This window comes from Halorubrum sp. SD612 (assembly GCF_002135005.1).
The window spans coordinates 1-9,577 of record NZ_NEWI01000109.1 but is presented as its reverse complement, the minus strand read 5'-3'; the positions used below and the strand labels follow the sequence as shown (position 1 = coordinate 9,577).

12 protein-coding genes and 1 tRNA gene are annotated in these 9,577 nt (G+C 69.4%); 8 read left to right on the top strand and 5 right to left on the bottom strand.

The window, feature by feature from the left end:
• The 4 genes from B9G38_RS12080 to B9G38_RS12065 form a co-directional block, all read left to right on the top strand.
• On the top strand, nucleotides 1–201 hold a 201-nt coding region (locus B9G38_RS12080), incomplete at its 5' end, for a hypothetical protein (protein WP_394334922.1).
• A 104-nt stretch (nucleotides 202–305) separates the two neighbouring features.
• On the top strand, nucleotides 306–503 hold the full coding sequence (locus B9G38_RS12075) for a DUF5800 family protein (RefSeq protein WP_006628666.1): 198 nt from the start codon (nucleotides 306–308) through the stop codon (nucleotides 501–503).
• 218 nt (nucleotides 504–721) lie between these two features.
• Nucleotides 722–1,105 carry a hypothetical protein gene (locus B9G38_RS12070; protein ID WP_086220525.1) on the top strand — a complete coding sequence of 128 codons (384 nt, stop codon included), beginning with the start codon at nucleotides 722–724 and terminating at the stop codon, nucleotides 1,103–1,105.
• Between the two features lie 2 nt (nucleotides 1,106–1,107).
• Nucleotides 1,108–1,320, top strand: a complete 213-nt coding sequence (locus tag B9G38_RS12065) for a helix-turn-helix transcriptional regulator (RefSeq protein WP_086220523.1) — start codon at nucleotides 1,108–1,110, stop codon at nucleotides 1,318–1,320.
• Nucleotides 1,321–1,345: 25 nt separating this feature from the next.
• On the opposite strand, the gene B9G38_RS12060 is transcribed toward B9G38_RS12065, so the two are convergent.
• A complete protein-coding gene (locus B9G38_RS12060) occupies nucleotides 1,346–2,647 on the bottom strand; it encodes a PQQ-binding-like beta-propeller repeat protein (protein ID WP_086220522.1) in 1,302 nt (433 codons plus the stop codon).
• Nucleotides 2,648–2,761: 114 nt separating this feature from the next.
• On the opposite strand from B9G38_RS12060, the gene B9G38_RS12055 reads away from it, so the two are divergent.
• Entirely contained in the window at nucleotides 2,762–2,962 is a 201-nt protein-coding gene (locus B9G38_RS12055; protein WP_049929948.1) for a hypothetical protein, read from the top strand.
• A 213-nt stretch (nucleotides 2,963–3,175) separates the two neighbouring features.
• Here B9G38_RS12055 and B9G38_RS12050 read toward each other — a convergent pair whose 3' ends face one another.
• The 4 genes from B9G38_RS12050 to B9G38_RS12040 all read right to left on the bottom strand — a co-directional run bounded on the left by B9G38_RS12050 (nucleotide 3,176) and on the right by B9G38_RS12040 (nucleotide 5,560).
• The gene (locus B9G38_RS12050) at nucleotides 3,176–3,805 is read right to left on the bottom strand and encodes a glycosyltransferase family 2 protein (protein WP_086220521.1); all 630 of its coding nucleotides are present in this window, start codon (nucleotides 3,803–3,805) and stop codon (nucleotides 3,176–3,178) included.
• A gap of 111 nt (nucleotides 3,806–3,916) precedes the next feature.
• Nucleotides 3,917–4,091, bottom strand: a tRNA-Trp gene (locus tag B9G38_RS18075).
• Nucleotides 4,092–4,209: 118 nt separating this feature from the next.
• A complete protein-coding gene (locus tag B9G38_RS12045) occupies nucleotides 4,210–4,434 on the bottom strand; it encodes a DUF5795 family protein (RefSeq protein ID WP_086220520.1) in 225 nt (74 codons plus the stop codon).
• 109 nt (nucleotides 4,435–4,543) lie between these two features.
• Nucleotides 4,544–5,560: a DUF5794 domain-containing protein gene (locus tag B9G38_RS12040; protein WP_086215316.1), complete on the bottom strand. Its 1,017-nt coding sequence runs from the start codon at nucleotides 5,558–5,560 to the stop codon at nucleotides 4,544–4,546.
• 525 nt (nucleotides 5,561–6,085) lie between these two features.
• Between B9G38_RS12040 and guaB the strand changes: the two genes are divergently transcribed.
• The 3 genes from guaB to B9G38_RS12020 form a co-directional block, all read left to right on the top strand.
• Nucleotides 6,086–7,573 (top strand): IMP dehydrogenase, encoded by a 1,488-nt coding sequence (gene guaB, locus B9G38_RS12030; RefSeq protein ID WP_086220519.1) that lies wholly within the window; start codon nucleotides 6,086–6,088, stop codon nucleotides 7,571–7,573.
• A 201-nt stretch (nucleotides 7,574–7,774) separates the two neighbouring features.
• Nucleotides 7,775–8,362 (top strand): HalX domain-containing protein, encoded by a 588-nt coding sequence (locus B9G38_RS12025; protein ID WP_049929939.1) that lies wholly within the window; start codon nucleotides 7,775–7,777, stop codon nucleotides 8,360–8,362.
• A gap of 72 nt (nucleotides 8,363–8,434) precedes the next feature.
• Nucleotides 8,435–9,577 (top strand): DEAD/DEAH box helicase (locus B9G38_RS12020; RefSeq protein ID WP_143415432.1); only part of this gene is annotated, 1,143 nt, incomplete at its 3' end.

The following is a 9,577-nucleotide window of genomic DNA, read 5'->3' as shown; positions in this document are numbered from 1 at the left end:
CGGGCACGCGGCATGGATCGCTCCGACGCCACTGCCGCCGCCGACCGCGCCGACGGCGAAAACGAGCCGGACAGCGACGCCGCCTCGGCCGCGACGGTCGCGCTCGCTCGGCGACTCTGCGCGAACGGGAACGACCAGGCGTGCGAAACGCTCGAACAGCTCTGCGAGTCTGGACACGACGCCGCGTGTAAGGTGATCTGACGGCGACGCGCCCGGCCCGCCGCGGGTACTCCCGGCGACAGGGTGCGTCGCCGTCGCCTCCGGAGTGCGTGCCGCTTATGCCCTCGTGCGGAGTAGCAGCTGGCATGAGCACCGACCTGACGTTCACCGACCGCGGGGTCGACGTCGTCTACGAGGGGACCGAGTTCGAGCTGGAGAAGACGCTGATCGAGGAGGCGACCGGGAAGTCCTACCGCGACGTCACCGACCACGAGGTGCTGACGATCGTCGCCGAGGACCCGGAACTGGACGGCGAACCGGTCCGCATCGGCGACGTGTTGTAACCGACACCCCCCGACCGGTCGCTCGTCCGGCGACCCCGACTCGACGCTTCGCTCTCCGAGTTCGCGTCCTCCGCCCAAACGTCGTTCAACCCTCGCGAGCGACGGGTCACGCGCGGGTAAGCGAAGTAAGAAATATATAACGTTAGGTCAAATTAACATCCAGAGGTGACCACCTTATGCGACCTCAGGCGCGCTACCGCATCGGACGGGCCGTTCACATGCTCGTAACGGTACTGATTCTCAACCTCGGTCTGGCCCGCGAATCGGCTCCGTTACTCGCCGGCGGCGCGGTGCTGTTCGTCGCGTTCTTCCCGGCTAGCCGGACGCTCGCCGACCGCGTCGGTCACACGCCGACCGACGAGCGCACCCGCGAAATCACTCGAACCGCCGCGAGCCGTGCCGCGGTGCTGCTGTTCGGGGCCTCGCTCGCCGTCTTCCTCCTCGGATCTGTCTTGGAGGCGACGGGCGGGATCGCCGGCGTCGCGGAGACCGCCTACGCGCAGGCTCGCGTCGTGGTGGTGTGGGCCGCCGTCGCGATTTGCGTCTCCTCCGTCGCCCATGGCACGCGGGCTTGGGTCCGGCGCCGGGGCGTGGAGGCGTAACCGTGGAGTTCGAGACGCGTATCTGCGAACTCCGAGAAGGGGCGGAGCTGACGCAGGCCGAACTTGCCGACCGCGTCGACGTGACCCGGCAAACGATCCTCTACGTCGAGAAGGGCGAGTACAACCCCTCCTTAGAGCTGGCTTGGCGCATCGCGCGCGAGTTCGACGCGCGCGTCGAGGACGTGTTCGACCTACCCGGCGAGCCGGGGTCGTAGCGTCGCGGGGCCGCCGCGGGCCTGCTCACTCCGCGGCGACGAGCTTGTAGCCGCCGCCGTCGGCGTCGCCGCCGTCCGGGTCCGGCGCGCGCTCGGCGTAGTAAATGTCGCCGTCGACGACGCGGGGCGCGCTGGTGATCCACCCGTCGTGGTCGACGCGCCACACCTCCTCGCCGGAGTCTGCCGCCAGCGCGTAGAGGGTGCCGTCCTTCGACCCCGTCAGCACGCGGTCGCCGGCGACGGTCGCGCAGCCGGTGAGCGGCCGCCCGGTCCGGAAGCGCCACTCCATCTCGCCGGTCGACGCGTCGAGCGCGTACAGGTGGTCGTCGTGGCTCCCCATGTACACGACGTCGCGCTCGGGGTCGATCGCGGGCCCCGTCATCGAGAGGTCGCCCGTCTCGAAGCGCCAGTCCTCCTCGCCCGTCTTCAGGTCGACGCGGTACACGCTGAAGTCCCACGAGCCGAAGAAGGCGGCGCCGTCGTACGTCGCGATCGGGCCCTTGATCTCGCCGTCGTTAAACTCGGGCGGATCGGTCGCAAAGCGCCACTGAAACTCCAGATCGGGGAAGCTCCAGCAGTACAGGTAGCCGTCGTTCGACCCGCAAACCATCCGCCCCGCGTCGAGCGAGATCGCGGGCGAGGAGTGGGGGTGGTCGGTGGGGCGGTGGTCGGGCTCCTCCCACGTCACGTCGCCCGTCGCCGCGTCGACCGCGAACAGCCGCCCTTCGGGGTTTGGAAACTCGACCGAGACGTACAGCTCCCCGTCGAGGTACAGCGGGCTCGACCCGATCGAGCCGCCGAGGTCGGTCGACCACTCCAGGTCGCCGGAGTCGAGCGCGAACGCGTAGAGGACGCCGTCGTACGCGCCTACGTAGGCGCGACCGTCCGCGACCGCGGGCGTCCCGTGGATCCCGCGCCCTCCCGCGTCGGTCTCGCCGCGCCAGCGAACGTCCCCGTCGGTCGTTATCGCGAGGAGGTCCCCCGTGTCGCCCGGGAGGACGACGCCGCCGTCCGGGGTCGGCACCGCGCTCGCCTTCGCCGCGCTGTGGTCGCCGGTGTTGACCGCCGGGATCCGCCACGCCTCTTCGACCGCGTCGGCCACCGTCTCGTCCGGGTAGTACCCCCACCGCTCCAGCGAGCCGCGGAACTGCGCCACGCCCGGAGGTATCGTCTGTCGCGTCGCGTCCCCCGCGCCGGGGTCTACGTCCGGGGCCTCGCGGGGCTCGTCCACGGGCGGGTTGTCGAGCGAGGCACAGCCGGCCGCGGCGGCGGTCGTCGCTACGCCGACCGCGGCGAGCCACTCGCGTCGGGAGCGGGCGTCGGTCATCGGGCTACCCCTCGGGTCGGTGTCGCTTTAGTGTGGCGCCCCCGTCGGCGGCGAGCGCGTCGATGGCGCGCGTCCGACCGGACGACTTTTTCCGACGGTGGCCGAAGCGAGGGTATGGACCTCGGATTCGATCTCGGCGCGAACGTCCCGTCTGGCGTGTTCACGCTTCACGCCGTCATCGCCGTCGTGTTCCTAGGACTGGCGGGCCTGAACGGGGCGAACGGCGAGGCGATCGGACTGGCGATCTACCTCGCGATGGCGGGCATGATCGCGCTCGTCGGCTTGCTCGCCGGGCGGATCGTGGCTCGCCGCTGACCGGAACTTTGCCGACGCTTCGCGAGACGCGGTCGATACCCGTCGAAGCCGTCTCGACCGATCACTCCCGTCGGCCTCGGTGAGCGCGATCCGCCGTCGCGGACAGGCACCACGGCGCCCACAAGAGGGGGCGAGAAGCTCTCGAACCCGTTCGTCGACGCGTAGGGATCCAGACACAACGTCCCCGATACGTATCGCGACTACGTCCAGCGCCTACGACCGACGTGGGGCAAGCATCAGGTACCGCAGCACGTGGAAGAGCTGTCTGCCGTGTTTCCAAGCGATCCCGCGCGGTTTCTGAATCGAGCGCGTCTCTGCGGGAACCTCTCCGATCCTCGTCCCGTTGGCGGCCGCCTCTAACACGAACGTCCCACAGGTACAGGCCGTGTCGAGATCGAGCGACACGGCCAGTTCGCGACGGAGCGCGCGAAACCCCGTACCCGAGTCCCGCACGTCGATCTTCAACCGCGCCAGTTCGTTGAGTAGCCGTTCCGAGGGGCGCGGAATGGTCGATCTGGCACCGAGGACCAGATCCAACTTGCCGTCTCTGACCGGTCGAACGAGACGGTCGACGTCTTCGGGACGGTGTTCCCCGTCGGCGTCGAACGTGACGACGATCTCGGACGTCGCCTCTCGGAACCCGCGTTTCAGCGCGCGGATATAGCCCGCGTTCTCCGGCTGTCGAACGACGTCCGCTCCCGCGTCCTCGGCCTCCGCCGCCGTGGCGTCCGTCGAGCCGTCGTCCACGACCAGCACGGCATACTCGTCGACGAGATCACGAACGACCGGCCCTATCCGACCCGCCTCGTCGTAGGCCGGAACGACAACGGTGACATCGTCCATGAGCTATATTGCCAACATCTGCTCCTATATGTATCGTGTATACGCCGGCTCCCAAGCACGGACTCAGCGAGCTACTGTAGTCCGCCGACTGGGACCTCTGAAGCAAGGGTATGGGGCCGGAGGGATTTGAACCCCCGATCGACTGATATCTCCGGTGCGCCTCGGAACTCCAGAGGGTCGTCAACGCGACCGATGATCAGTCGGCCGCTCGGTATATCAGTCTGGAGTGTCGTCCCGGGCGCAAGCCTCTGGAGTCAGTCGCCATGCCTGGCTTGGCCACAGCCCCGCGTGATCTCGCATTGGTCCGTTGCCGAAACGCGGATAAAGGGGTTTCGATCACGGACGATCCGACGACGTGGCGGCGGCGAGCGAACGCGCGCGACACGGCGGCGATCCGACCGGCGTTACTCTCGGTCGTCGTCGCTCCAGTCGCAGTCTTGGCACTTGTACCCGGTGACGAACTCGGTCACGCTCGGCATGTACCCGACCGAGATGACGTCCCCGCCGCACTCCGGGCAGTCGCGGTCGGCGTCTGCGATCGGTTCGGCCTCCAGCACGGACTCTCCTTCGAGCAGCTCTGCGAGCTTCTCGGGCGTCACCATCCGCCCCTGAACGACGCGGTTCGACATACCGTCCGTTCGGGGTCGAGTACCTAAACCCCGGCGACACGCGGGGCGATCACGGAGCCGTGCGATCCGGGGCAGACGTCGGATATGTCGGTCGCCGGCTACGCCGGGCTTACAGCCACGGCGCGCGGGAGTCGTCGTCGGTGAACGGGTCCGCCCCGTCGTCGTCGGCGTCCCGACTCTCGCCGCCGTTCGCGAGGACGGCGACGTCGTCGTCGACGATCGGGGAGGGCCCCTCAGGCGGCGCGTCGAGCGGCGGTTCGCTCGGCGCTTCCTCCGACTCTTCGTCGGCGTCGGTGGGGTCGGCGTCCGACTCGTCCGCGCCGTCGATGGGACCGTCCGGCGCGTCGTCGTCGGGCGCCTCGTCGTCCCCGGCGGCGCCCTCTTCTCCCTCCGAGTTCGGGTCGTACGCGAACAGGGTCGTCACCGCGAGCACCGCGAGCGCGACGGGCGCCTCCGTCTGCATGAGGTCGAACGGGCCGAGCAGGATCGGCAGCGCGAGCACGCCCAGCGCGACCGCGGAGCCGAACCGGAACCGATCGATGTCGACGCGGCCGCGGAGGTGCGGCGACAGCAGCGCGATCGACAGCGCGAACGCCACGCCCACGGCGGCGGCCGCGGTGCCGTTGACGACGTACTCGGTCGAAGTCCGCAGGGCGAACCCCGACGGCTCGAAGCTCGCGACGAGGCCGAGTCCGATGATCACGCCCGGGCTCGGCAGGTATTCGCCGATTTCCGAGCTAGCGGTCTTCGCGGCGATCGTCAGGATGACCAGCCCGGCGAACCGCTCGAAGACGGGCAGGTTGAGCAGCTCCTGGAGAGTTGGCGCGAGGGCCGCCTCGACGGCGGCGACCGGGATGATCACCGCGCCGATCAGTAGCACGGACGCGACCATCTCCCGACGGGTCCCGTCCATCTCCGCGAGGATCACCGCAGCGGTCGCGGAGCCGCCGAAGATCAGGATACCGGTCTCGACGACGCCGGTGGCCGATCCGAGGACGCCGGCGACGACGAGGGCGGGGAAGATGCCGTCGATGAGCGGCAGGACCATCACGGTCGCGAGCAACTTCGTCGCGCTCCCGACCTGCTGTTCTAATCGCAGGGCGACCGGGTGACGTGACGTGCTCATTTAGGGACGATAGCCCTGACCGTCGGGGTGGCGGTGGGACGCGTGCGACTCGCAGTGGTCTGGGGACCAGCACGCGGAGTCCACGCCGCGGGAGGTCCGACGAGCCCATGTAAAGGGTTTGCGCGGATTGCCGGCTGTGAAGCGGACGCCGAGGTCGGCGTTCGACTGGCCGGCGATACGCGCGTTCACGGGACTGTCGGAGTCCATACCTGATATACGTGTTTCGGTCGCGTTAAAGGTTGTGTGAGACGCGTCCGCATGACACGACGTATTCACGGTGAACGCGCGGCTCCGACGAGGAACCGTCGCCGCTTTCGGGGCTTCTCCGATCATCTCTCGGCTCCGGCTCTCACTCCGGACGCAGAGCGGCTTCGACGGGCCGAACGGACTCAATCGTTCTCGAACCGATCGCGTCTCGGCCGATTGATAACCATGATCATGTATATAATGGGGATTCGAATGTGAGCAACAACCACGTCCGTGCCGTCTCGCAACGCTTTTCATCGGCCGTTCATGACGGATTATATGGCGACAGATTCTGGCCGATTCTCGGCGAAGCTCGATGTCCCGGAAGCGCTGACGTTCGACGACGTGCTCCTCCGTCCGAAAGAGAGTCGGGTCGAGCCCGACGACGCGGACCTGACGACGCGCGTGTCGAAGCACGTCGAACTCACCGTCCCCGTGCTGTCGGCGGCGATGGACACCGTCACCGAGAGCGACCTCGCGATCGCGATGGCCCGCGAAGGCGGCCTCGGCGTCCTCCACCGCAACATGACCGCCGAGGAGACGGCCGCCGAGGTCGAGCGCGTCAAGCGCGCGCACGAGCTCGTCATCCGCCGCGAGAACGTCGTCACAGTCTCGCCCGACGACACCGTCCGCGAGGCCGACGAGGTGATGGAGCGGCAGGGCGTCTCCGGCGCGCCGGTCGTCGCCGACGACGACACGGTCCTCGGTATCATCTCCGGAACCGACATCCGGCCCTACCTCGAAGTCGGCGAGGACGACGCCGTCCGCGAGGCGATGACCGACGAGGTGATCACCGCCCCGGACGACGTCGATGCGCGCGAGGCGCTCGAACTGATGTACGATCATAAGATCGAGCGCGTCCCCATCGTCGACGGCGACGAGCGGCTCGTCGGGCTGGTGACGATGCAGGGGATCCTCCAGCGCCGCGAACACGAGGACGCCGGCCGCGACGACCGGGGGCGCCTGCTCGCCGGGGTCGCCGTCGGCCCCTTCGAGGAGGAGCGCGCCGTCGCGGCGGATCAGGCCGGCGTAGACGTCATCTTCATCGACTGCGCGCACGCCCACAACCTCAACGTGCTCGACTCGGCGGAGGCGATCAAAGCGACCGTCGACGCCGACGTGGTCGTCGGCAACGTCGGCACGCGCGAGGCCGCCGAGGCCGCGGTCGACTTCGCCGACGGGCTGAAGGTCGGCATCGGACCGGGCTCTATCTGTACCACGCGCGTCGTCAGCGGCGCGGGCATGCCCCAGATGACCGCGGTCGCGGAGGTCGCGGACGTCGCCGCCGAGCACGACGTGCCCGTGATCGCCGACGGCGGGATCCGGTACTCCGGCGACGCGATCAAGGCGATCGCGGCGGGCGCGGACGCCGTGATGCTCGGCTCGTACTTCGCCGGCACCGACGAGGCCCCCGGCCGCGTCATCACGATGCAGGGGAAGAAGTACAAGCAGTACCGCGGGATGGGGTCGGTCGGCGCGATGAAGTCCGGCGGCGGCGACCGCTACCTCAAAGAGGAGGACGAAGACGAGGAGTTCGTCCCCGAGGGCGTCGAGGCGGCGACCCCGTACAAGGGGAGCCTCGCCTCCGAGCTCCACCAGCTCACGGGCGGGATGCGCTCCGGGATGGGGTACGTCGGCGCGGAGACCGTCCCCGACCTCCACGAGCGCGCGGAGTTCGTCCGCGTCTCGACCGCGGGCCAGAGCGAGAGCCACCCGCACGACGTGATGATCACGGACGAGGCGCCCAACTACAGCCCGGACGAGTAACCGGAACCGACCGCCGACCGAGCGCGGTCCCTGTCGGGTCGCCCCCCACCGCGTCGCGCTGCGCCTCGTCGACTCCGGTCGCGTCTCGTCCGATCGCGTCCGGCCGAGCGACCGATCAGCGTGGCGCTTCGAAGAGGTATTTTAATATAGCCAGCGGAGAGACGAAACGTGTGAGCGAACACCCCCTCGCTCCCGTCATCCATGAGTGAGCAACCGCCGCTGGTCCTCGTGGTCGAGGACGAACCCGATCTGGCTGACCTGTACGCCGCTTGGCTCGGCGACGAGTACCGCGTCCGGACCGCGTACGGCGGCCGCGAGGCGCTCGACCAACTCGACGAGGTCGACGACGAGGTCGACGCGATCCTCCTCGACCGACGCATGCCGGGTCTCTCCGGCGACGAGGTCCTCACGGCCGTCCGCGAACGGGGCATCGACTGTCGGGTCGCGATGGTCACCGCCGTCGAGCCAGACTTCGACATCCTCGAGATGGGGTTCGACGACTACCTCGTCAAGCCCGTCACGAGCGAGACGCTCCGAGAGACCGTCGAAGGGCTGTTACGGCGCGGCGAGTACGACTCGGAGGTCCAAGAGCTGTTCTCGCTGACCTCCAAGAAGGCGATGCTGGAGTCCGAAAAGAGCGCCAGCGACCTCGCGGACAACGAGGAGTACCAGCGGCTCACCGGTCGGATCGACGAGCTCCGCGAGCGGGCCGACGAGTCGCGCGACGCGGTCGCGACCGACGACGAGGACTACGAGAAGCTGTTCCAAGACTTCGACGCCGACGGGTAGTCGGCGACCGAACGGGTTCGAGAGGGGGCGCCGCGGACTCTTTATCAGCGATCCGGCCGAAGGCGTGTTCGTATGCGCGTCCGGGACCTGCCGCTTTCGTCACGCGTCGTCGACCACTTCGCCGAGCGCGGCGTGCGCGAACTGTACCCGCCGCAGCGCGCGGCGGTCGACGCGGGCGTCTGCGAGGGCGCCGATGTCGTCGCGGCGGTGCCGACCGCCTCGGGCAAGACACTCGTCGCACAACTTGCGCTCCTGACCGCCGACGGCCCCGGGCTCTACGTCTGCCCGCTCCGCGCGCTCGCCCGCGAGAAGTACGAGCCGTTCGCGGCGCTCCCCGGCGTCGACGGCGGCATCTCCACCGGCGACTTCGACGCGACGGGCGAGGCGCTCGCCGGCAACGACGTGGTCGTCGCTACGAGCGAGAAGGTCGACTCGGCGATCCGCAACGGCGCCTCGTGGGTCGACGACCTGGCCTGCGTCGTCGTCGACGAGGTCCACCTGCTCGGCGCGACGGGGCGCGGACCGACCCTCGAAGTGACGCTGGCGACGCTCCGACGCCGGAATCCGGACCTCCAGACGGTCGCGCTGTCGGCGACGGTCGACAACCCCGAGGCGATCGCCGACTGGCTCGACGCCGCGCTCGTCGAGTCCGAGTGGCGGCCGGTCGACCTCCGGACCGGCGTCGCCGTCGGCGGCGAGGTCGACTTCGACGACGGCACGAGCCTCTCGGTCGACCTCGACGAGACCGAAATCGACGGCGACGGGGACGCTGACGACGAGAACGATCCGACCGAGGTCACGGCCGCGCTGGTCGCCGACGCGGTCGCGGACGGCGGCCAGTGCCTCGCCTTCGTCCGCTCTCGCCGCGAGGCGGTCGACCTCGCCGAGCGGCTCGCCGAGGACGGCCTCGCCGCGGAGTTGGGGATCGACGAGGCGGCCGCCGCGGCGGCCGAGGAGGCGACCGACGTGGACGGCACGCTCACCGGCCGACAGCTCGCCGACTGCCTGCGGACAGGCGTCGCGTTCCACCACGCCGGGCTCCGGTCGGGTCACCGCGCCGTCGTCGAGTCGGCGTTCCGCGAGCGCGACGTGGCCTGTATCTGCGCCACGCCCACGTTGGCGGCCGGCGTCAACGTGCCCGCGCGCCGCGTCGTCGTCCGCGACCAGCGCCGGTACGGGGAGGGTGGCATGGCGTGGATCCCGACGCTCGAGGTC

Coding starts and splice junctions, on each gene's coding strand:
- B9G38_RS12040 (WP_086215316.1), bottom strand. CDS start 5,560: ATGAGCACGTCACGTCACCCGGTCGCCCTGCGATTAGAACAGCAGGTC.
- guaB (WP_086220519.1), top strand. CDS start 6,086: ATGGCGACAGATTCTGGCCGATTCTCGGCGAAGCTCGATGTCCCGGAA.
- B9G38_RS12070 (WP_086220525.1), top strand. CDS start 722: ATGCTCGTAACGGTACTGATTCTCAACCTCGGTCTGGCCCGCGAATCG.
- B9G38_RS12060 (WP_086220522.1), bottom strand. CDS start 2,647: ATGACCGACGCCCGCTCCCGACGCGAGTGGCTCGCCGCGGTCGGCGTA.
- B9G38_RS12055 (WP_049929948.1), top strand. CDS start 2,762: ATGGACCTCGGATTCGATCTCGGCGCGAACGTCCCGTCTGGCGTGTTC.
- B9G38_RS12050 (WP_086220521.1), bottom strand. CDS start 3,805: ATGGACGATGTCACCGTTGTCGTTCCGGCCTACGACGAGGCGGGTCGG.
- B9G38_RS12025 (WP_049929939.1), top strand. CDS start 7,775: ATGAGTGAGCAACCGCCGCTGGTCCTCGTGGTCGAGGACGAACCCGAT.
- B9G38_RS12075 (WP_006628666.1), top strand. CDS start 306: ATGAGCACCGACCTGACGTTCACCGACCGCGGGGTCGACGTCGTCTAC.
- B9G38_RS12045 (WP_086220520.1), bottom strand. CDS start 4,434: ATGTCGAACCGCGTCGTTCAGGGGCGGATGGTGACGCCCGAGAAGCTC.